23 protein-coding genes are annotated in these 23,261 nt (G+C 38.2%); 11 read left to right on the plus strand and 12 right to left on the minus strand.

The annotated features are described in order from the left end of the window. The first annotated feature begins 324 nt into the window (after positions 1–324). The 5 genes from PTI45_RS23240 to PTI45_RS23260 all read left to right on the plus strand — a co-directional run bounded on the left by PTI45_RS23240 (position 325) and on the right by PTI45_RS23260 (position 7,074). Complete coding sequence (locus PTI45_RS23240; protein ID WP_069329968.1) at positions 325–1,623, plus strand: hemolysin family protein; 1,299 nt, start codon at positions 325–327, stop codon at positions 1,621–1,623. A 74-nt stretch (positions 1,624–1,697) separates the two neighbouring features. Continuing rightward, positions 1,698–2,777 carry a hemolysin family protein gene (locus PTI45_RS23245; RefSeq protein WP_069329969.1) on the plus strand — a complete coding sequence of 360 codons (1,080 nt, stop codon included), beginning with the start codon at positions 1,698–1,700 and terminating at the stop codon, positions 2,775–2,777. A gap of 149 nt (positions 2,778–2,926) precedes the next feature. Beyond that, positions 2,927–4,582: a DUF6138 family protein gene (locus PTI45_RS23250; protein ID WP_069329970.1), complete on the plus strand. Its 1,656-nt coding sequence runs from the start codon at positions 2,927–2,929 to the stop codon at positions 4,580–4,582. 262 nt (positions 4,583–4,844) lie between these two features. Further along, positions 4,845–6,380: a methyl-accepting chemotaxis protein gene (locus tag PTI45_RS23255; protein WP_069329971.1), complete on the plus strand. Its 1,536-nt coding sequence runs from the start codon at positions 4,845–4,847 to the stop codon at positions 6,378–6,380. Positions 6,381–6,528: 148 nt separating this feature from the next. After that, positions 6,529–7,074 carry a DUF1697 domain-containing protein gene (locus PTI45_RS23260; RefSeq protein WP_069329972.1) on the plus strand — a complete coding sequence of 182 codons (546 nt, stop codon included), beginning with the start codon at positions 6,529–6,531 and terminating at the stop codon, positions 7,072–7,074. A gap of 40 nt (positions 7,075–7,114) precedes the next feature. Here PTI45_RS23260 and PTI45_RS23265 read toward each other — a convergent pair whose 3' ends face one another. From PTI45_RS23265 to PTI45_RS23295, 7 genes are all read right to left on the minus strand, one after another. Beyond that, positions 7,115–8,188 (minus strand): leucine-rich repeat domain-containing protein, encoded by a 1,074-nt coding sequence (locus tag PTI45_RS23265; protein ID WP_069329973.1) that lies wholly within the window; start codon positions 8,186–8,188, stop codon positions 7,115–7,117. A 16-nt stretch (positions 8,189–8,204) separates the two neighbouring features. After that, a complete protein-coding gene (locus PTI45_RS23270; RefSeq protein WP_069329974.1) occupies positions 8,205–8,642 on the minus strand; it encodes a DUF6678 family protein in 438 nt (145 codons plus the stop codon). 60 nt (positions 8,643–8,702) lie between these two features. Further along, on the minus strand, positions 8,703–9,506 hold the full coding sequence (locus PTI45_RS23275; RefSeq protein WP_069329975.1) for a hypothetical protein: 804 nt from the start codon (positions 9,504–9,506) through the stop codon (positions 8,703–8,705). A gap of 45 nt (positions 9,507–9,551) precedes the next feature. Next, entirely contained in the window at positions 9,552–10,325 is a 774-nt protein-coding gene (locus PTI45_RS23280; protein WP_069329976.1) for a hypothetical protein, read from the minus strand. 175 nt (positions 10,326–10,500) lie between these two features. Continuing rightward, positions 10,501–12,126: a DUF1593 domain-containing protein gene (locus tag PTI45_RS23285; protein WP_069329977.1), complete on the minus strand. Its 1,626-nt coding sequence runs from the start codon at positions 12,124–12,126 to the stop codon at positions 10,501–10,503. Between the two features lie 227 nt (positions 12,127–12,353). Further along, positions 12,354–13,097, minus strand: a complete 744-nt coding sequence (locus PTI45_RS23290; protein WP_069329978.1) for a TerC family protein — start codon at positions 13,095–13,097, stop codon at positions 12,354–12,356. 474 nt (positions 13,098–13,571) lie between these two features. After that, complete coding sequence (locus PTI45_RS23295; RefSeq protein WP_069329979.1) at positions 13,572–13,982, minus strand: DoxX family protein; 411 nt, start codon at positions 13,980–13,982, stop codon at positions 13,572–13,574. A 215-nt stretch (positions 13,983–14,197) separates the two neighbouring features. Here PTI45_RS23295 and PTI45_RS23300 point away from each other — a divergent pair, with 215 nt between their 5' ends. Both PTI45_RS23300 and PTI45_RS23305 read left to right on the plus strand, forming a co-directional pair. Continuing rightward, on the plus strand, positions 14,198–14,728 hold the full coding sequence (locus tag PTI45_RS23300; protein ID WP_069329980.1) for a helix-turn-helix domain-containing protein: 531 nt from the start codon (positions 14,198–14,200) through the stop codon (positions 14,726–14,728). Positions 14,729–14,898: 170 nt separating this feature from the next. Continuing rightward, on the plus strand, positions 14,899–15,528 hold the full coding sequence (locus PTI45_RS23305) for a YfbR-like 5'-deoxynucleotidase (protein ID WP_069329981.1): 630 nt from the start codon (positions 14,899–14,901) through the stop codon (positions 15,526–15,528). A 67-nt stretch (positions 15,529–15,595) separates the two neighbouring features. Here PTI45_RS23305 and PTI45_RS23310 read toward each other — a convergent pair whose 3' ends face one another. From PTI45_RS23310 to PTI45_RS23320, 3 genes are all read right to left on the minus strand, one after another. Then, positions 15,596–16,057: a hypothetical protein gene (locus PTI45_RS23310; protein ID WP_069329982.1), complete on the minus strand. Its 462-nt coding sequence runs from the start codon at positions 16,055–16,057 to the stop codon at positions 15,596–15,598. A gap of 40 nt (positions 16,058–16,097) precedes the next feature. Continuing rightward, the gene (locus tag PTI45_RS23315; protein ID WP_069329983.1) at positions 16,098–17,411 is read right to left on the minus strand and encodes a WD40 repeat domain-containing protein; all 1,314 of its coding nucleotides are present in this window, start codon (positions 17,409–17,411) and stop codon (positions 16,098–16,100) included. A gap of 152 nt (positions 17,412–17,563) precedes the next feature. Then, positions 17,564–17,875 carry a hypothetical protein gene (locus PTI45_RS23320; protein ID WP_069329984.1) on the minus strand — a complete coding sequence of 104 codons (312 nt, stop codon included), beginning with the start codon at positions 17,873–17,875 and terminating at the stop codon, positions 17,564–17,566. A gap of 308 nt (positions 17,876–18,183) precedes the next feature. On the opposite strand from PTI45_RS23320, the gene PTI45_RS23325 reads away from it, so the two are divergent. Together PTI45_RS23325 and PTI45_RS23330 are read left to right on the plus strand one after the other, a co-directional pair. Then, on the plus strand, positions 18,184–18,456 hold the full coding sequence (locus PTI45_RS23325) for a hypothetical protein (RefSeq protein WP_139129325.1): 273 nt from the start codon (positions 18,184–18,186) through the stop codon (positions 18,454–18,456). 408 nt (positions 18,457–18,864) lie between these two features. Then, entirely contained in the window at positions 18,865–19,416 is a 552-nt protein-coding gene (locus PTI45_RS23330; protein ID WP_069329986.1) for a hypothetical protein, read from the plus strand. 602 nt (positions 19,417–20,018) lie between these two features. Here PTI45_RS23330 and PTI45_RS23335 read toward each other — a convergent pair. Continuing rightward, positions 20,019–20,660 (minus strand): cell wall hydrolase, encoded by a 642-nt coding sequence (locus PTI45_RS23335; RefSeq protein ID WP_069329987.1) that lies wholly within the window; start codon positions 20,658–20,660, stop codon positions 20,019–20,021. 329 nt (positions 20,661–20,989) lie between these two features. On the opposite strand from PTI45_RS23335, the gene PTI45_RS23340 reads away from it, so the two are divergent. Continuing rightward, positions 20,990–21,871 carry a PhzF family phenazine biosynthesis protein gene (locus PTI45_RS23340; RefSeq protein WP_069329988.1) on the plus strand — a complete coding sequence of 294 codons (882 nt, stop codon included), beginning with the start codon at positions 20,990–20,992 and terminating at the stop codon, positions 21,869–21,871. On the opposite strand, the gene PTI45_RS23345 is transcribed toward PTI45_RS23340, so the two are convergent. Then, positions 21,849–22,361, minus strand: coding sequence for an alpha/beta hydrolase (locus PTI45_RS23345; RefSeq protein WP_069329989.1), 513 nt, complete (start codon positions 22,359–22,361; stop codon positions 21,849–21,851). The genes PTI45_RS23340 and PTI45_RS23345 overlap by 23 nt on opposite strands. A gap of 92 nt (positions 22,362–22,453) precedes the next feature. Between PTI45_RS23345 and PTI45_RS23350 the strand changes: the two genes are divergently transcribed. Beyond that, positions 22,454–23,245, plus strand: a complete 792-nt coding sequence (locus PTI45_RS23350) for an exodeoxyribonuclease III (RefSeq protein ID WP_069329990.1) — start codon at positions 22,454–22,456, stop codon at positions 23,243–23,245. Positions 23,246–23,261 lie beyond the last annotated feature (16 nt).

Genomic DNA, 23,261 nt, shown 5'->3' on the forward strand with positions numbered 1-23,261 from the left:
TCATATTTTATAGACAAAGACCTCTTTTTCGTAAAGAGGTCTTTTTTGCAATAATCACCAGAAATGTGGACAAAATAAGAACCATTACCTGCTACTGTATGCTTGAGGTAAGAACATGATATAATCATAGGAATATAACAAGAGAGGGGGTAGTCCAATTGGGAAGGCGATATTGCAAATGGATCAAGTTACTCAATTAAAGCCAAGTGATGCTGTAATGAATATTCTCGATAGACTACCTGTTCTATACGGATAGCTAGCTCAACACAAATGAATAAGGCTTTTTATACTTTTGGAGGTGAATCCCTTTTTTAAGGGAAATAATTGGACATTATTACGATCATTAATTTACTTATACTTGCTGTTTTAATTGTGTTAACTGCGTTTTTTGTTGCATCTGAATTTGCTGTAGTCAAAATTCGAATGTCTCGAATCGATCAATTGATCGCAGAAGGTAACAAAAAAGCTCATTTAGCTAAAAAAGTAGCAAGCGATCTAGACTATTACCTTTCTGCTTGTCAGTTGGGGATTACAGTAACAGCACTTGGACTTGGAGCGATCGGTAAACCTGCTGTAGAACGGTTAATGTATCCTGTGTTTGATCTATTAAATGTTTCTGCTGCAACAGCTTCAATTGCTTCGTATGCGATTGCTTTTGCTTTAGTCACCTTTTTACATGTCGTTATTGGAGAAATGGCTCCCAAAACGTTGGCGATTCAATTTTCGGAAAAATTGACGTTAATGCTTGCTCCTTCTCTTTACTGGTTCGGTAAAATTATGAACCCTTTTATTTGGGCTTTGAATGGTACTTCACGCGTATTGCTTCGTTCGGTTGGTGTCAAGCCTGCTGGACATGAAGATATCTATTCTGAAAGTGAATTGAAGATTATTATGACTCAGAGTTTTCAAGGCGGCGAGATCAATCAGACTAAGCTAGATTATATGGAAAATGTGTTTTCATTTGACGAACGGGTAACCCGCGATATTATGGTTCCTCGTACTGCTCTGGTTACACTTGATCTTAATATGACAGAAGAACAGATTATTGCGACGCTGGATGAAAATTATTATACTCGTTACCCGGTGACAGAATCCGGTGATAAAGACGTGATCTTAGGTGTAGTTAATGTCAAAAAAATGTTGCCTCATATCGTGGCAGGTCGAGAACATCAATTGCAACAGTTTGTACGCACTCTTCCTTCGGTACAAGAAGCAACCCCTATTCAAGATGCGATGATTCGGATGCAAAAAGAACGTGTGCATATGGCGCTCGTTATTGATGAATATGGTGGTACTTCCGGTGTGATTACAATGGAAGATGTATTGGAAGAACTGGTTGGCGAGATTCGCGATGAATTTGATGATGATGAAGTCGCTGATATTCAACAGATCGATGACCATCAATATCTGATCAATGGACGTACATTATTGGATGAGTTAGAGAAGCAATTCGGTATGACCTTTGAAAATGATGAAGAGATTGATACGATAGGCGGTTGGATTCAGCATTATAAAGGAACCGATGTGCAAGTCGGTGAACAATTAGAAGAAGACGAATCTGTCTGGACGGTTACAGAGAAAGACCACTTACAGATCAAGCAAGTACGACTAAATAAAATATAATCAGATCGGTAGTATATCGTATATTCACAAAATTATAATCACGCGGAGGTGAATCCCTCATCTGAGGGAAATCATTGGACGGAACAATTGGTTTAAATTTATTTTTAGTAGCTGTATTTATTGGCTTAACTGCTTTTTTTGTAGGAGCAGAATTTGCTATTTTGAAAGTCAGAATGTCTCGAATTGATCAATTGATCGCCGATGGTAACAAAAAAGCAGTACTGGCGAAAAAAGTAGCCCATGAACTTGATTATTATTTGTCTGCCTGTCAGTTGGGGATTACGATTACAGCGCTAGTCTTAGGGGCGCTCGGTGAACCGACAGTTGAAAAAATATTGCATCCGTTATTTGATCAATTGAATGTACCTGCTGCGCTATCTACTGTGCTCTCGTATGTAATTGCATTATCTATTATTACATTCTTGCATGTTGTTATCGGTGAATTGGCACCCAAAACATTAGCAATTCAATTTGCGGAGAAAATGACATTATTGTTGGCACCTCCACTGTACTGGTTTGGTAAAATTATGTATCCATTTATCTATATTCTGAATAGTTCGGCAACTTTATTGCTACGTATCTTTGGCATTAAGCCTGCCGGTCATGATTCTGTATATTCTGAAGAAGAATTACGCTGGATTGTGGATCAGAGTTACGAGAGTGGCGAAATTAACAAAACCGAGCTTAGTTATTTGCAAAATATATTTACATTTGATGAGCGTACATTAGAAGAAATTATGATCCCTAAAGCTCAAATTGCTACGCTGGCGAAAGAAATGCCACTTGCAGGTATTATTGAGATACTGGATGAATATGAGTACACTCGTTATCCTGTGATCGACTTAGACGAACCCGATCATTTTATCGGATTTATCAATACCAAAGAATTATTAACGGCTGTAGCCGCAGGTCGTGATTACAAAGTCGCTGACTTTATTCATAAAATGCCCCATTTTCCATCGACTTCTTCAGTGAAAGACGTATTGATCAAAATGCAACAAAGCCGTGTGCATATGGCGATTGCTATAGATCCATCCGGTCATACTGTAGGTCTAGTGACGATGGAAGACATTTTAGAAAAAATTGTCGGTGCGATCCGTGATGAAGCAGATACTAGCGATCTTGTTTTTGAACCGAAAACGACATCATTTTAATGGCATAGTAATATAAGCAGTACCATAAAAGGTCTCTATATCTCATAGAGACCTTTTTCTTTTGTATTCATGAGAGCCATAAGATCATTCAAACGGTACATGGTATAATAAGCAAATCATAATCAGTGATTAATCAAGGAGGTTATACTTTGAATCCACATATTGAACTTTTATTATCCGAAACATGGTCACAGATCGAGTCATTATATCTGAAGGAAAAAGAACGTATCGATGCATTCAAATCATACCATTCATTACAAGCAGGATTACGTGATTATCTCAAAGTTGGTTACCGCAAAGGAACAGCAAGCTATAAGCAAGGCTCCTTTTTTGTAGAGATTGAAGAACCTTTTTCTTGGAGCGATTCAGCCTATACATGGGAAAGTGAAGTCTCTATCGATGAACTATCTGCTACTCTATTCCAAGAAGAATATGCTCCTGCTCTGCAACAACGCCTGTATACGTTATTTATGTCCGATGAATATGGAAGTCACTTTTTTGATTATCGTTTTGAGCTTTGGTTTGAATTTGAAAATGAACAAGCCGAGCAATTGTATATACATAATGAGCAATGGATCAACACATCCAAATTAACAACATTACAACAAGCACTGGATCATTTTATAACCGATAAAGTAACTTCGGATCTGCCTGTATTACCTAAAGAAAAAGATTTATTTTTCTTTGCCAAATTAATGTTGAATAAAGATATTATCCCTACCGATGTAGAACGTGTTTCTTCTTTATTTGAGCAGCTTGATCTGAAATTATTTAATTTTAGAAGTCTGTACAGTGATTGGCAGTCTACATCTACGATGGCTTTACGTTTTTGGGCAAATGAAATCTTTTTACCTACCTATTTTGATGCTGAAAGTGAATATAACACCACATTACATCTCAAATCAGTAGAAAGTCTTCCTACGATAAATGAAAAAGAATTAGCATTGTTTATTTATGCTGCTTTACGTATTGGTAAACAGGATGCCGAACAACGGAAAACATATCTAGAATATGCTGTTCAATTACATTCAGAACAAGCTCAACGTTACCTTCGTCAAGGCAGTGGCACGATAGAAAGTGAACGCAAAACCGACCTTTTTCATGGTAAAGCTAATGACATTTTGCAAATGATACAGATTAAGCTTACTGCTGAAGATGAACCACATTATCGTGAAGCTCTGACCTATATCTGCGATCTTTTGCGTGCCGATTTCCCACGTGAATATGTACTGAAGTTCAGCAGTAAACAAAAGAACTTTTTACCTATTAAAGGATTAGCTAAGTCTGCATTACATCGCTTTTTCGCTAATGCTTTGCAGTATAAAGAATTGCATCCCTTGATTGCGGAGTATGGTGAATTGGCTTTGCAAGAATTCGCATGGTATAACGATGTTGAAGCTGGCGAGAAATCGATGATGCCTGGAACGTATGCGATATTAGGTCTAGGGCTATACAGTACCGATTATTTTCCTCTGCTTATCCGTTATATGAAACTGGTGGATACAGAACATCAATCTGCCCAAGATCATTATCCAGCCGCTCTAGTAGAAGCTCATGGGATGGATGCCTCATTTGTACCTACATTAATGTCTGTGCTGTTAGCTAGTAGTGAATCGGCTAAACCGATCAAAGGCTGGGGGGATATTCTGGAGAAAGATGAGCTTATTCTTGCATGGGATACTCAGCTTCAGTCCTTAGAAGATTATCAACGTGATCAGGTATTGTATTTACTCTGTGGCAATTCCGCCAAACAAAAAGCTTTTATGCAAAAAGCAGAGCGTCTTCGTTCTTCAACCCATTCCTAATCAACTTCATATGTATATCTACCTTTTATCTGTGCTGAATTTAGCAGGATGAGAGGTATTTTTTTGTTTTTCTTATTTTTTTCATCTTAGCTATTTAAGTTTGTATCTTAAGTTCCGATATACTGTTAGTAGTAGAACTTTTGAACTATAAATATAATCAAAAAGTATACATAAATACTAATTTTCATACATAAAAGTAGTGTACCTTTTTATTAAATAGTACTATAGTCGCTACATATACAATCATAAAGGATGGGTATAGATGACTCGCAATGATGAGATTATTTGGCAGAGAAACAAATTAGTAAGTTATATGTTGTGGGCTATTACAGCGATCAGCGCAGCATTAACCGTACTTGTACCGGATTTACTATTTTCTACATTATTATCTGTTCTAGTGACTGGCTTGATTACAGTCGCCAACTTAACTAAAAAAGGAATTCATATTATTCCCTGGGTAGTCACGGTTGCCGTCATCGCAAGTGGCATTTATGTTAGCCGTGATTCTGTAAGTACAGTGCAAGGTATTCTAGTCACTGCTCCACTATTGTTATATCCAAATAGTAAACATTATAATATTTCATTTGGCGCTTTATTATTGTATTACATCATCAAATTAGTCACAGGTACGCAAGCTGATCCTATGGTATTCTTCAACGATATTATCAATATTACGATGTTTATTGTTACAGGTATTATTTTGATCACAGTTTCTCGTATGAACAAAAAGCTATTTACAGCGAGTGAACAACGCCGTAATGAAGTCGAACAATCACAGACCAAAGTAGAAAATATGCTACAACATGTCAAAGAAGCCGTTAACGGTCTGACTGTATTTACAGATCAATTTAAGCAAAAAGTAATCAGTACAGGTTCAATCACTAACGAAGTCACAATGGGATTCAATGAAGTAGCTAAAGGTGTAGAATTTCAAGCTACCAATGTCGCTGAAATCTCTGAATCGCTGGCTATTTCAGATCAACATATTCAAGATGTTGCTTCTTATTCGTTACAGATGAAAGAAGTATCTGCTCATATGGCGACTCGTACAGCGACAGGTAGCACCACAATGGAGCATCTTAATACACAGATGGTTGATCTGTATGAGAAAGTAGATACCACGGCTGAAGATATGAAAAAATTCAGTGAAGAAAGTGCATCTATGACTGTGATTTTAAATGGAATTTCTGATATCGCTCGTCAAACCAATTTGCTAGCTCTAAATGCAGCAATTGAATCGGCACGTGCAGGTGAACATGGTAAAGGATTTGCTGTGGTTTCGGATGAAGTGCGTAAGCTAGCTGAACACTCCGGACAATCTGCAACCGATATTGCTTCTATTTTATCAAGCTTACAAGATCGTACCAAGACACTAACCGAGCGATTTGATCATATTCGTAGTTCACTTCAAGAAGGTCGCAATGCAGTGCAGACAGCCGCAGAAGTATTCCGTCATGTGAATACCAATTCTCAACAAGTACTGACTCAAGCTACTGATATTGAAAATAGTTCAGTAACCATGAAGCAATCATCTACTAAAGTGGTCGGAGAAGTTAGCGAAATCTCAAGCCTTACCGAGCAATCTAGTGCAGCTACAGAAGAAATTCTAGCCAGTATGGAAGAACAGCATCAACTGACTCAGAATATGGTGTCTAGCTTTGGTGAGTTGGAACAACTGATCGTAAGTCTGAATACATTAATATCTGAAAGTGATCATGCGGTAGCCCCTACACCGATCTCGTCTAAAGTAGTAGCATCACAATCATCATCGGCACCATTAGCACAATTACCCGCTTAATATCTGGATACAACAAAAAAGGCTGTACTCCTTTATCAAAGGAAGTACAGCCTTTTTGACTTGAATAAATATTCTCTTGTAACCTTGAGATAACACGTTACACTATACATACATCATTATCATTTCTGATACGAAAGAGGTAGAATGTATGATCTATATTGCTTTACTACGTGGTATTAATGTAGGTGGTAACAACAAGATCAATATGAAAGCACTCCAATCTACATTTGAACAAGCAGGTATGCGTCATGTAACTACTTATATCAATTCAGGCAATATTATATTCTCCCACTCTACTCTCACGCATAGTGAACTATCCTCTATTCTAGAGCAAGCTATAACCACAGACTTTAATTTACAGATCAAAGTTATGATTCGAGATATGCAGCAAATGCAGACCGTTCTATCACAAATACCGGAATCTTGGAGCAACGATGATCAGATGAAAAGCGATGTCTTTTTTCTCTGGGACGAGATTGATAACGAATCGATCATAGAAAAGCTTCCTCTCAAAGCTGGTATAGGCACACTGATCTATATTCCGGGAGCGATTCTATTTGCTGTTAGCCGTGAAGATGCTACCCAGAGTCAAATGAATAAATTAGTAAGTTCCAAACTCTATCCATTGATGACCATTCGCAATGTAAATACCACTCGTAAAATAGTTCAGTTGATGCAAGCTGTACAAGAGTAATCCGATTGCAAAAGTCTACAACAGATTGCATCCTGATCTATTAATTCTCATATGGAAATTCAAACCACCAATGTTCATGATGGTGATCGCGTTCTTCCAGTGTATTCTTTTTGTGATAATGGTGTAATAAATGCTGAAATGTATTCATTTTTTTAGCGTTTTTCAAATGAGCATATGCTCGCTTCACTGAAGGATTTCTCATTAAGGGTTCATACGCTTCTGGTGCCATTTCCCAAGCTTCCCGATGAATAAATTCGATCAGTGCAGGCGCATATTCTAATGATTGAATATCTTTTAACCCTTTCATGCCGATCAATTCAATTTTTCGTAAACTGTGTAGTTCATCCAGAGCAGGTAATGTTGTGATATGAGGCAAAGCTTCTAAATACAAGTATTGCAAGCCTTGCATAGCAGAAATGAAATGGATATCATCTAATCCTTTAATTTGAGACAGGCGCAGGTATTTAATATGCTGTAGACGAGCAAGGGCTTCAAGCTGACGAGTACCTCCAAAATGAAGATGAAGCGACCATAATGACTTCAAGTCTGCTAGAAAATCCAAATCAGATACAGAAATCGATTGCAATACCAGTTGTTCTAATGTTCTTAATTGACCGATTACTTCGATATGCTTGTGATGACCGTCTATCGACAGGTAAGTTAGCTGTTCAAATCGTGCTAACACCTCCAGATCAGGCTTTTTGGAGGATGTGGAGCCAAGTTCTAATGACTGAAGATGGGCAGGAATCTGCGACAATAGATCAAAGCTATCGATTTGTTCACACTGTAGACTGAACTCCTTTAATTGTTGAAGTGTAGCTATCGACTGAAGATGAGCAATCTCTCCTGCACATTCAATAGATAGCTTTGTTACAGCAGGCATATGTTCCAGACATTCAAGATCGTATACTTCATCATAAAATCCATATATTCGCAAAGTCACATCGGAGCGCTTTGCAAATAATAGATCATTTAGATAGGTATACGTATTTGCACCAAGTGGATGATTATATTGAACAATACGTAGTTCAGGCATGTCACAGAGTTCTTTTATTTCTGCTGGAGTCAATTCTTTTGTCACTTCAATAACACCTTCACGAATCTGACTGTACATAGATGTTCACCTCATCTTAATATCCTAGTTGTTCAAATTCTGTGGCTGTGGCATACCCGTATATCCAGTAATCCTGTTCTTTTTTCAGATAAGGGATACGTAGTCGTTGTAATAGATTGACCCATTCTGCTTCAATATTTAACAGAGTCGGTTCGGTATACTTTCCTGTATGTTCAAGCAAACGTGGCTTTACTCTTACCCATTCGATATTGTACCAGGCTGTACTCAGACTTTCCCAGTCCCCTAGATAAAATACATCTTGCTCGAACACTAATGGATAAGGTTCTGCTTCTAAAACATACTTGTTCTGAAAAGCAGGAGGAAAACGTAGTTCAAGATAGATCGCTTCTTTGAGCTCATTCCATCTCGTATGATTCATGACAGAAGTTAGTGAACGTTGTTCCACTTCTGCGATAACTTTTTGCTTATGTATCTGGTCTGGATCGGCTTTCATACAGCTATTCCTCCTTTGTCTCTTCCAATCAGTGGATGATAAGGTTCATACTTTATTCGCTTATAAATACGTTCCAAAATAATAATGGAGCATAGAGGAAGAGTACCGATCTTCACCTTGCCATATAGCCACCGAATTAAAGTCGCCAGAACCTCCGCGTAATTTGCGTGGTATATCTAAAGGAACCAACAACCCTGCATAACCCCATATTTCCAGTATCACATCACGTTCATGTTTATTAGCAGGAAAAAGGTCTTTCCAGCGCTTTTCTAATTTGCGTGCACCTTCATCTTCATTACATTCCTCTATCGCTTGTATCATTTGCTGTAGTATAGCTATATCCTCCGGGGTCACAGTGATGGCAGTATGATCCTGCTCCATAAATAATTTTAGATCCAACCAGCAATACAGCAAGTGATTCAGACGAATTCCACCCCACTTGATCCGTTCAAAATTCAATACATTGATATCTACATCTGTATACTGATCATCTGACATGAGTCGATTAAAATTACAATCTCCACAACTGCTCGTATTCGCATGTACAGCACGTCTTTCTCCATACGTATGCAGTGGAAGGTTATGTGTTAATGCCCAACTGGATAAGACACTACGAAAATGAGTCTGGCGAGTAGATAAGCTATGTAAAAAGGCGCGAACCACTTGTTCTTTGGTAATCACTTCTTGATGCCATCGGTGTATATCTTGAATGATAGCATCATGAGTGATCGATAGCCGATCAAACATCGCTCCTTGGCTTTTGGCATACTCAAATTCTTCACCTGTAAAAGAAATAGGGCGTGGCTTCCATCCTTGCGCTGACCAATACGTTTCTAGTAAAATCTTTTTCGCTTTTTTATCCATTGTGTTCTCCTTTAGATTTCAAATGAATTGTGCTGACCTTTATAGCTAAAGTACGACTGAATTAACAGCACCTTGAGCACATTGTAACAGTGCATGATATAACTGTGCAGAAAGTTGATTGTATGATTGCTCTAATTGACGACTATGCGCGCTATTTGCTGGCTCGTCATTCCATGATCCCATACCACCGAATACCCATGCTTTATATACAGCGTTCAATAATCGATAAGCTTCTTCGGAATAGACTTCAGGTAATTCAAATGTAAGCTTAGGAGCATTCGTAGCATCCGTTAACATCACAATAGCGGGATCAAAAAAGTTCACTTGCCAGAACCTCTGATCTATCTGCTCCGCAAAATCAGAAATTTGTTGTAGTGCATGTTGTAAATGATCTATATATTCACTTAATGGCTTAAATGCATGCTGTGATTGTTTGCTCGCTTCATAAGGTTCTGCTGTATAGGATACGTCCCATGTGACTTTAGCAGGAAGCCGATGAACTTGCCAACTCGGTCGCCATAATGTATCTAGAGCGGTTCCTATCGTTCTGATTCCTATCGGCGTCCCTCCACCTGCGAACCCGCTACTTTGCCAGGATGAAGATGGTGCAGGGCTACTGACTAGCATCAAGCGCTGATACCCTGTTTCTCGTAAATACTCTAGCCATTTGATCCATGTCCAGCTTTGTTCTTGATACTTAAATTGAACATGTATACTTTCATGTTGGGTCAGCTCAGGATGAGTAGCATCAGTTCCTCGTATTAAATACGCATTGCCTAATGCTGTAATCAATAATTGTTGATGCAATTCACCATTCATACCGCATCTCCTTCTATCATTAAGGATCTTAAAGTCGTTATATACACTTAATGCTATTTAAACAAGCAAATGATTCTAAATTATTGATCTGTATATTATTACGGCTGGAAAGGTCTATTATCGCACAGAATAAGCCCACGATAAACGTGGGCTTGGTCATACTGATCAAATCATTTTATTGTACTGTAATAATCACACGCTGATAATGTTTGAGTTGATGTTTGCCATGATCTTGTACTTCAGCAATGATATGAATCGTATCGCCTGATTGGGCATCTGTTGGAACGGTGAAGCTTACCGTATTTGTATCTTTACCTGCTAAAGCAATGGTATCTACTTGTTCACCTGTCGCTAATTGTTGATGAAGTCCAAGCTGTAGGTCGCCTGCCATATTCGGTTCTACTTTTTCTGGGGTCCCTTTGAAGTCTTGATACGTATCAGCTTCAAAATATCTCCACCATTGGTATGTCAATTTATCGCCATCAGGGTCTGTTCCTTCGGCATGTAACGTCATTACTTGTCCCGGCGTAGCTGTAAGGTCTAATCCTTCTTTAATCGTTAATGTAGGATTATGATTCGCGTCTGCATATTGATCCGCTATAGCCCAATCTGCACGAGCTGCAAAATCATTTTGAATATCATCAAACCAGCGCATTAATGAATATTCAGCTTCATATTGCTTAGTATAGATATCATAATCAAGAACGGTGTTGCGGTACAACGTATCACTTACTTGTCCAAATCGACCACCCCATCCTCCATAGCTAGGATCTTCCATACTACGTAGACCATTGTCGATTAGATAAAAGAATGAAGGAGAATCCCCTTCTGAAATAAAATCGTACTTTTTGTACTGTGGATTTTTGGCTAGATACTCTGCACTACCACGTTGTTCTTCTGCAACTTCCCCATTGATCATTTTGCCATCGCTCATCAGTGCATACATATCCAGCAATGTACCATGATCTTTCTGAATATGTTCCACATTCCATGCCCCTTGCAACTTATCGTTTACTTTATCGGTATGCATTTTCCAAGCATACGCAAAATGCCAGAAATTCGATTGGTCATTGATAATACGAATGTTGGGCCACTTTTTGGCAATATAATTGTTATAGCTATCATCTTGATCCAAAATAATATACAAGACTAACTTATCGCTCACTTTTTTCTGAATATCTGCCCACTCCGCTGTATCTTTATATTTTTCTTCAATCGATTGGAGTGCTCTTGCTGTCGTATTGGTTCCACCCCATGTCTGTACATATAGATCACGCTCATCATCGTCTAAAAATAACTGTTCTAGAAATGTAGAACCTTCGGTTACTTTTTTCATTTCGCCTTTATCTGAAATATTACCGATCTTGGTCACACTGCGAATATAGTCAGGAGTAGGATAACCTTCTGCCTGTTGACTTAAGTTCGGATAAATCTCTTCATAAGCATCCGTCATATCCGATACCCACTTTGTTCCTGTCCAGCGGAAAGGCTTAATTCCTGCTTGTTTGTCTCCTGCATAATGATACATAGAACTGGTTAATACAACGCCTTCCAGATCCATTTCATTCGCATAGAGCAAAAAGCGAATGACCGAGTTCATATCATCCACTTCACCATCGGTAGTGATGACTGTTCGAGCTTTAGACGATTGATTTGGTGCAGGCGTAGCGACTGTAGCCTGTGTATCTGAATTCGTCTGCTGCTTGGTTCCTGCTTGAGGTTGTGCTTGAGTACAAGCCGTTAATATCCATACACATAGTAGACTAACTATTCCCACTTTGAGCCATTTTTCTTTTTTCATGATAAGTCCCCTTTTCTCATTGCTCATCAGATACCATGACTGAGAACGAAAAAAAACCTAAATACATGTAGCACCCCATACGTGTGGGCGATACATATACTTAGGTTTTGCCTGCATTATCAGTCACAATCCGTATCCGTACAATAGCATGTTCATTTCTAAATGTAAACGGTTTATATCTAGATAATAAAAAAACTCCTCTGTCGTTATGACAAAGGAGTTCTTGATTATACTTTAGCTTTATTTACACGAATACGGTTGATTACAAATGTAATTGCGAATACAACAACCAGAAGAACAAAGAATGTAGCATGTCCCATATGGTAAATACCTGCTGTATCTAGAATCATTTTAAGTCCGATAATAGCGATTAAGATAAATGCTGCATTTTCAAGTTCAGGAATTTTATCCATCAATTTCAGGATAAAGCCAGCAACTAGACGCATCATCAAGATACCCAATAGTCCACCCGCAATCAGAATCCACGGGTTAGGTGATACAGCGAATGCTGCTAGAATGGAATCGATAGAGAATGCGATATCCATCATTTCAACAGTAATGATTGTACGAACAAAAAGGCTCATACCTGTCTTAGCAAGTAATTTCTGTAAACCGCCTTCTTCTTCCCCTTCATCATCGCCATCTTTACTTTTGAATTTATCCCAAAAGTGTTTGATCGCGATCCAGAGAAGATAAGCCGCACCGATATATTTGACCCATGCGATCTGCACGAGGTAAATACCGACTCCGATAGCAATGATCCGGAAAACGTAAGCTCCCCATAGACCATACAATAATGCTTTTTTACGTTGATGCGCAGGCAATTTGTTAACGATTGCTGCTAGAACCAACGCATTATCTGCGGATAGCAGACCTTCGATAATGACAAGGGATAAAATAAAGCCCCAGCCTACAGGTGTTGCGAATGCTTCTAAAAATGTACTCATTTCAAACAAATGACTATACGTCATTACCGCACAACCCTCTCTCTTTTTTCTGGTATGTTTAAAAAAATCAGATGAAGAAAGATATGATTCATTCTTCGATCTAGCACACTCTATTTATATTCGTGATTCCTATAAAACCATAAATATACTACATATTTCCTTATTGTCAATCTGCCGACATGAAAAATTATATCATATAAACATGATTAGCCAAGTATAAAAAATGAATATATTCTACTATCGTTTTGGGCGAACAAAATAGAGTAAAAGCTGCTTGGTTATTCAAATGATCTTTTTTACATATAAGAAATGCAACTTTTTGAATAATACGTTGTAGCCGGGTAAATGGTTTCTTTTTTATTTAAAAAAGAATATGTATACCTTTTTTTCGAAGATTATGTATATCGGATAGAAGCTATATACAGCTAAAAACCTCTATAACCATATTGCTATGATCATAGAGGTTTTTGATAAAGATGAGGATTACGCTACATTCAATTAGCGATTCGTTGACGACTTTTTAAATAACAATCCGTCTACTGACCAGCTTCTTGTATTTGCTACAGCTAGGTAGAGCGCAATCACAATATAAGCGATATCTAATTCGTAGCCTGCCATTTGACCATTGCCCATTAGACCAGCAGATAACTTCGCTGTAAAAATAGCACCTAACAAAATAATAATAAATACGATTGAGATATAACGTGTTAATAAACCAATAATCAACATAATACCGCCAACCACTTCGATCGTACCTACAACGTAAGCCATAAATCCTGGAATGCCTAGACTTTCAAAAAATCCAGCTACATTTCCAAAGCCCATTTGTACTTTACTCATACCATGTGCTAGGAACAAAATTCCTAATACGACTCTCATAATAGTTGTAACGACGTTAATTTTCATCATTATACATCTCCTTTTATGTTCTAATAGTTACTTTTACACTGTAACTTTTATTTTGTAACTATAAAGCAATACAAACAGAACTGTCAACAAAAATATTATTATTATCAATAAAATATTTCTATAACTAATAAAAAACAATGGTTTTAGTTGCTATACTTAATTACTTGTTGTTACAATAACTCATAATATAATGTAAAGAAATGCGGGGTTATATAATGAATATAGGAGCTATGATTCGTTCGATTCGGAAGCGTAAAAATATAACGATTGCAGAAATATGTAAAGAAACCGGACTATCACAAGGATTCATGAGTCAGGTAGAAACGAACAAAACTTCTCCTTCGATCAATACATTGGAACATATAGCACAGACGCTTCAAGTGCCTTTAAGCTATTTACTGTTACAGCAAGAAGAACGGATGCAAGTGATTCGCAAAGAAGAACGTGAATTGACTTCAAGTGGCCCTGACCAGCTGAAAGTCTCTCATCTAGGTCATACCTCGAATATGCGAATGATGTTAGTGGAAGTTCCTCCAGGAGCTTCGACAGGAGAAGTGCCGATGGCGCACAAAGGAGAAGAAGTTCATCTTGTGGTTAAAGGAACGATTTATGCAGAACAAGGTGAAGATCAATTTGAATTGCATGAAGGCGATTCATTTAGTTGGAATGCTTCTGTCCCTCATCGGGTTAAAAATATCGGGGAAGATACGGCTGTTGTTCTTATTTCAGTGTACAAAGAGAAATAAATTGTAGATCATAACCATTTATTTCATACTGCGTTAATACCCTACTAACATATGAACATTATAATTTAGCTTATCAACACTCTTGCTGAATATTTACATTTTTTTGTGAAATGAATGTAAGTGTTCATCAAAATCTACTACTTTGATGTAGCTAAAGGATGGCTTATATTATGGGAATTCATGCGTATTTTAGATCACTTAATGAATTAGAACGCATTATTCGTTGCCCGGGTAAATTTAAGTTTGAAGAACACAGTGTATCTGCTCATTCATGGAAAGTGGTGCAGTATGCCAAAACACTAGCAGATATTGAAGAAAAACATGGTGTCACTGTCGATTGGAAAAAGTTATATGAGATTACCAGTAGTCATGATTATGGCGAAATCTTTATTGGAGATATCAAAACACCGGTGAAGCACTCTTCGATGGAACTGCGTAAGCTGATCCAACAAGTCGAAGAAGGCATGGTACAGCATTTTATCGAGGAACATATTCCGGAAGATTTCAAAGCGATATTCCGTCAACAATTACGTGAAGGTAAAGATGAATCGGTTGAAGGTTTGATTTTGGAAGTTGCGGATAAAATGGATCAGGTGTATGAAGCTTTTGCAGAGTTACAACGTGGCAATACGGAAAAAGAATTTATTGTGATGTATCGTAATGCACTGGTCAAAATCAAGCATATCAAACTGCATTGTGTTGATTATTTCCTTGAAGAGATTTTGCCGGATATGGTGAATGAAGAATCATTGTCTCCGATTGATATCAAACGCATTACAGAAGAAGCACTGGCGTTATAATCCAGCACTTCCCCTGCTCTCTTACTTGTATGAGAGTTTTTTGCGTTGTATACATATAGCCATTCTATTACGTATAGGTAATACTTATCGAGGAACTAGCAGAACGAGGATCATAAGATGAGCTAATGCTGCCATAGGCTACCTTATATTCGATATAAGGATAGGGCTTAGAGCGCCGAACATCTGGTTCACGTTCTAGTTCTTGGCGGAGCAAAGCATCATGTTCTTGCTTGCGTTGCAACTCTTTCGCTTCCGTCCAATCGTCCCATGATGTACCATATTGATCATCGTCAATACTCATAATTACACTATCCAATACTGAATTTTTAAAACATAATGCTAACGAAAATAGTTTAGAGCAGATAGGAACATTGTGAAAAGAGTACCATACATAACCATTATTCATATCCCGAATTTCTGTAAAATAATCGCTATACCATTGAGATTGTAATACTTCTTCTAACGTCAGTACTGGATATATTGCTCGTTCTTGATTCACCTCTAATTCGCCTGCAATCCAATTGCTCATCAATAGACTCCTTTCTCTATACTGTACATCTTCACTTTGATTACCAGCGTAATGGGATTTGATCTTTCCAAAGAATCCAGCGACTGGTTTCACTTATCGGTGCTGTTCCAATGGTATATTCATCTCTTACTCCACTTTGTAGATCAATCCAATGTGCCATACCGCCATGCGTTCCTACAATTAACCACTTTTCATCAGAAGATACAACAACACCTACAATCGTACTTCCTACAAAATAACGCCATATTTCTTGTCCATCATGATCGATCAAGCGCAAGTATCCATAAGCATCGCCTACAATATTACCGGACGGCAATGAAGCTCCTGCATAGACACGCATTTCTTGATCCATCAATGGTAATTCGTCTTCTTCGTTGATCTCATCTTGTTGAATGTCTGTAAGATCAACTTTAATGGTTGCTCCATTATAAAAATGACAGGCATTGTACCAGACACTACGATTGTCTTGTGCAAATAAACTGTAATGCGGATAACTGGATGCTGGTTCGAATTTGTGTATTTTCTGCGTATATGTATCTAACAAGCAATGTTCACTCATCTGGCTACCATAAGCAATCCAGCGACTATCCAATGATACTGCGCCATGCGCCATATCCAGTGATATCGTTGTATACTCTTTTCCATACGATTCGATCTCTGCTAATTCAGGCGATAGTAAGACTGCTTGTTCTCCTTCAATTAGATAAATACCATATCCGCTAACTAGCAATACTTTGGTTCCTTGGGCAAATGGAATAATATCAATCAAAGTCTCAACCGGATAGATACTATCAGCGAGTGATTCCCAGCGCGATAATTTCTTTTTCAGGGTCTGTTGAATATGTTCCCAGCTAAAATAAGCGGTATGATCTCCATTTAATAAAAGATCGGGGTTATGTACAACACTAATCCCTGCTGCCGTGACTTTGGCTATATATTGCTGGTCAGGAGATATACCTAGTCGAAGAATATTAGGAATTTCGATTAATTGCTCGCTGTTGGCTAAATACAACTTCGTATGCTCGCGTGTATTACCTGCTTGAACAATAGCATAATCCTGAATACATCCGATGGGACATACCGGTTGTAATTGCTCTTCAAAATGAGGCGTAATTGGTGAAGATGCTGGTGGAACTTGTTCATGTAGACGCTCTATATCATCAGCTTGATTAGCCGCTATAATCATTTCCATCACATCAGATGCCAATACCGGACGCTTGTCTTCTTCCGGTTCGTCTTGAGGTTCCTGCCAATCACTTGCTATACCAATACGTACAAATTCATTAATAGCATGTGCATACTTTTTACCTTCTTGTCTCCATTGTGATGCTACTTCTGGATGTAACCAATCCATACTACTCATCTCTCTTTCTATTCAGTATTTCTTTATTATCTCAAAGTTCTACTCAAAATAAAAATAGCCCCAACGAGGATTAGGGCTAAATACAATATATATCGATCCTTTTGATAGCAACGACTCACAACGTTTTGTACCTCGCATTCGATTCACTTGAGGTGCAATCTAGGCTTGGCGTATTCTTTGAATGCCTGAATAAACAAAGAAGGATCTTCACGAATCATATATGAAAATACACCTTTACGCGTATGCAAATAAAAGAAACCTTCACCATCGCTAAATGTACGATAAGACATATCAAATACATCCAAAATAGCAAATTCTCGGCGATGAGTCGTTACTCGATCTTGATATAAAATAAGCATCCGTTCATCAATCCAATGCTGTTGTTCCAGTCCATCGCTTTTGCGCTCGATTTTGCGTTCGACTTTGTAATAAGGTTGTACTGCAATTTGATTCATTTCACCCCTCCTTAGCAAGAGAATACAAGTCTATTGTATCTATTACCCAAAGTATTCGGAATGACGAGAACAATATAATCACTTTAGCAGTAATCAAGTGGATACGACGATCAATGATAGCACTGTCGCCATAAACAGATCGAACAACCTGCTGCCTATAAACGAGATGATGCAGGCGAATATAACGGCTTAGTCCGCTTTTGGCTACGATAAAAACCGCCTTGTTTCAGGAATTTTTTCTCCGTGGCAGTTGAGTGGTTTGTATCAGTGCTTCGCTTTTCATCGTTTCGTTCTCTCTACCTTTTGTAATGCTTATTATAGATGTTTTGAAAAATCTGTCTATTGAGAAACCGGCGTGGAGCCTGGAGCTTTCAAATAATAGAGGTTCGGAATTTTTCACACTGGAAGGCATCCCCTATACCGATATTGATGAAACGAAAGAGTTTCAAATTGATGTTAAAATCAATATGTCGGAACAGGCGCTTTTTTTGATGAGCCTGCGTTACTTGAGATATATAATAAATATAAAGATTCTACCAGACCTGAAGATGAAACAAAATATAGAGCCATCAGATTACTAAAAAAAGGTACACTTATTGATAAAAAATTAACCTCAAGAGAAAGGAATTCAGTAGCAAGAGTTCAGAATAAAATTACCAAAAGATTAATGTGGAATGAAGTGGGAGGAAAAGTTAGACTCTCTACATCCAAAGCTGGAGAATTTTCACTAAATAACAGCCTATTTTCAAAAAGCGGAAATGGCAAGTTTGCAGTAGGAGCAGATGCTTCGAAAATTTAAGTAGATTCTAGGATTGCAAAGTTAACCAGACTTATCAAAGAGCGTGAATTTGTAGCAGAACCTGCGCTGGTTGAATCTGTCGAAGCTTTAGCTAAATCGAATCAGGTGTTGCTATTGGGTCGGTTCTGAAACCTCAAGAACGATTTATAAATTTGTAGCGCAAGAATAGTACATTAAAAGGAGATTATGTATGCTAAGAAACGATAGAGATAGAATTGTAGCGGGTATCAAACATTTATGCGACGGACTTAGCCCATTCCAAAAAATGGATTCTGTTGAGGATTTTATTAAAATGCATACGGATGTCTACGATACTTTTGGAGATGATTCATTTGATATTTTAATTGACATTTTATTACATCCTCCCGAGCTAGGACGTATTGATCCGAATGATTTTGAATACGAATTACAAGAAGCTCTTAGCGCGGTTGGACGTAGAAACCCTCGCTATGCTTTAGATACAATCGAGGATCTGCTCGGTATCAAAAGTATACGGCTTGTCCTGATCAATGTGATTGGTGGACTGAAAAATGAAAACGGTTTGTTTCTATTGGAGTCTTTATTGCAGCCGTCGGCAGAATCGGATCTCTTGGCGGAAGATGAACTCATAGGTGTGGCTTGTGCAGTCGATGAGATTAGAGGCGAGAAAGCTGTTGAACTTTTAGCAAAAATGAAAATAAGATATCGCAATCATTCATCTGATCTATTGGAATATATTGAAGATGGGTTAAACGGATATTAGAAGCTTGTTTTAAGTGATGAGGAAAAGCCCAATAGTTCTTCTCTTGAACTATCAACTTAGAGATGATGTCCTTGCTGGGCTTATCTGGAGCTGAGAAGCGACTATCCTCATGAATTCCTCTTTTTAGCATCTGAGCTGCTATCTTCTCTCCACGAGCCTTTCCGCTTCCTCAACGTAAAAAAGCCCCACCAGTTTGTCAGGCATACGCGGTATCAGCCCGTACAATCGAACGCCCAGACCGAAATAGCTTGGAATCTCAAGTTATTTCGGTCTGGGCGTTTCTATCATTCGTACAATCTCGCAAACAACTTTTTGGGGTCGATTCCGTGAGGCATCGACCAGTAATTTATGCTGACATTTCGATAATAGAATATTTTCCATTTTGTCATCGATCATCACATCCCTACTAATAAATGTTTAGATGTGATTAGAATAATATTTCCCTTCTTCCACTTAATAACCTATTCATTCAACATTTTGCAAAATAATATATCTTCTACCTACTCATCGACCTGAAGCCTAAAGCAAAAAGCCGCTTTGCTTTTCTACACATATAGAATCAGCAAAACGGCAATTAAATTATATTGTTTATCTCTATTGGATTAGTTCGTAAATGTATGTTGACCTAAAGAAATCACTTTAGGACGGGCAATACTCCAGCTAGACGTTGCAATCTTAGGATTGTAATAGTAAAGTGATCCGTTCGTTGGATCGACACCATTCAATGCTTGTCTTGCTGCATCATAAGCTCTCTGATTCGGTCTCATTCCGTATTGTCCATCTTGCACTGCTGTAAATTGTCCGGGTTGTAAAATAACAGCAGAGATCGAATTAGGGAATTGATTTGATTGCACACGATTCAACACGACTGCGCCTACAGCCACTTGTCCACGGAATGATTCTCCACGAGCTTCGGCATAAATAATTTTAGCTAACATATTCAATGAGTGATTGTTGACTTTGCCTGACGGGTTAAGCCTTTTCATGGTTGCAGGGCCTACAACTCCGTCTGCTGTTAATCCATGATCTCTTTGAAAATTTTTAACGGCTTTGCTGGTAATTTGACCGTAATAACCAGTAACGCCAACATGAAAATATCCGCGTGAAGCCAGTTGCTCCTGTACCTGACTTACTTGTTCATTTTGCATACCTTGTGTCAGCATCAATGCATGGGCTGGCGTAGCCACCGTAGCTGTACCGAACAAACATGCACAAGATATAAGAAGAGCGGGTAATTTTTTCATCTTTTGAGATAACCTCCACTTTGATTTTCTGACCGGTTCCATATGCCGGGCTGTCCATCCGAGAGACGTTGATCCGCCTGAATCGAATATACACGCTCCAAACGGAGAATGTAACGCACTAAAGGAGTGGGACTAAGCTGTATTAAAGCATCGGTAGGATTCTAGCATATATTTTTGTGAATAGCAATTTAATTGCTAAAAAGATCAACGCAAACAATATAAAATACATTGTTCTGAACTTCTGCTATTACCTTATTACAGTCAAAATCTTTTCTTGAATCACTTTTGACTCATGATATACTTTCGTATATTGAGAAAGGGGATTAAGAATGGATATTGAAGTGTATACTTTAAATGCTTTTTCCTATCAAGAACAAGGCGGTAATCCTGCGGGTGTTGTGCTGGATGCTAATCATTTATCGACCGCACAAATGCAGCATATTGCGCACCAGTTAGGCTTTTCAGAGACTGCTTTTATCCTGCCTTCTACAGTTTCTGATTATCACATTCGTTATTTTACACCGAATCATGAAGTGGATCTATGTGGTCATGCTACGATTGCTAGTTTTTATTTGATGGTGAATCAGCAACATATTCGCCCTGGCAAATATGAGATTGAGACGTTAGCAGGACGATTGGACGTACATATTCAAGATGATCATTATGTATTTTTAACACAGACATTACCTCAATTTGATATCGAAATCGACCCTCATGAGATTGCAGATTCGTTAGGGATTTCTGTATCTGAATTAAGTGTAGATTTACCTGTTCAGATCGTATCTACAGGATTGCGAGATCTGATGATCCCTATTCGTTCGTTAGCTACGTTACAACGCATAGAGCCTAATTTGGAGCAGATCAAAAACATTTCACAAAAGTATGATGTTGTCGGTTATCACTTATTTACACTGGATACAACGGGTGATGCTATTGCACAATGTCGTAACTTTGCTCCACTGTACGATATTCCAGAAGAAAGTGCTACAGGTACTTCTACAGGAGCATTAATATGCTATCTCTATCAGCATAACTCTATTCCAGTCACAACTACTGCACCGTTTATTTTTGAACAAGGGTATACGATGAATTTACCTTCCCGCCTGCTAGCGACACTACAATTGAATACTCAAGGATCGATCGAAAGCGTACAAGTAGGCGGTCTAGCAGCAAACATTCAGAAGTGTTCTATTCATCTACCTGAGGAATAGAGTAAGTGTTGATCCAATTGTGAATAGCTGTAAAACCTATATGTTTATGTGCTGCATAACAGACCAAATGTCCACTATCTGGTACAATCACCAATTGCGTATCAGAGGTGCCTAGATGTTGGGCTAGATAAGCAGCGCTTTTGGGTTTGACTAAATGATCAGCATCCCCCTGTACAATTAGTGCAGGGATTTTGATCTGAGGATAAATAGCGAATGATTCATGAACAATCCGGTAAAATTCGCGTGTCGCTTTGGAAGGCACAACAAAGAAATTGCGAATATAAGCTTTCACCATAGGCCAGCGATATAATGTACGAATAATCTGCTGTGGATTGAGCGGGAAAACAGGTGTAGACAGCATCGTTAAAGAACAGATGCGATCTGGATATTTAACAGCCAAATGAGCTGCTATTAATGATCCTGTTGAAAAGCCAATAAGATGTATTTTAGAATATGTAGTTAGCAAGTGGATTAATAAGCATACTTTCATAATAAGCTCCTTTGGTGTTGGTAAGGCTAGATTCTTATCATAACTGGTTATGGTACACTATGAAAAGTCTGACAAAGGAGAATAACTTACTTATGAAATTAATATCTTGGAATGTAAATGGACTGCGTGCAGCAGTTAAAAAAGGATTTAACGAGTATTTCGACCTTATGAATGCTGATATTTTCTGTATTCAAGAGTCTAAATTACAAGCGGGACAGATTGAAATGGATCATGGAGATCGTTATCATCAATACTGGAATTATGCGGTCAAAAAAGGATACTCCGGTACAGCTATTTTTACTAAAGTGAAGCCTCTATCTGTGTATTACGGTATAGAAGAAAATGTTGAAGAAGAAGGTCGTATGATCACACTGGAATTTCAGAATTTTTATCTGGTTAATGTGTATACGCCTAATGCCAAGCGTGATCTGACACGCCTACCGTATCGCTTAGAATGGGAAAATCGGTTCCGACACTATGTTCAGCAATTGGATCAGCTTAAGCCGGTTATTATCTGTGGTGATCTGAATGTCGCTCATCTCGATATTGATGTCAAAAATGCCAAGTCCAATCATGGCAATTCAGGCTTTACGACCGAAGAACGCGGTAAAATGACCGAATTATTGAATGCAGGCTTTATGGATACATTCCGTTATTTCTATCCGGATACGACCGATGTGTATAGCTGGTGGTCATACATGTCCAAAGTACGTGAACGTAATATCGGCTGGCGGATCGATTATTTTCTAGCTTCTGAACGTCTTGCTCCTTATCTTATCGATGCTTCAATTGATCATCAGATTATGGGTAGTGATCATTGCCCTATTATGTTAGAGATCAATGATTTTCCAGAGTTGCCTGCACATCATGCTGTACAATCCTAGATTCTAGAATAGAAGA

The organism is Paenibacillus nuruki, from assembly GCF_001721045.1.
Classification (GTDB): domain Bacteria; phylum Bacillota; class Bacilli; order Paenibacillales; family Paenibacillaceae; genus Saccharibacillus; species Saccharibacillus nuruki.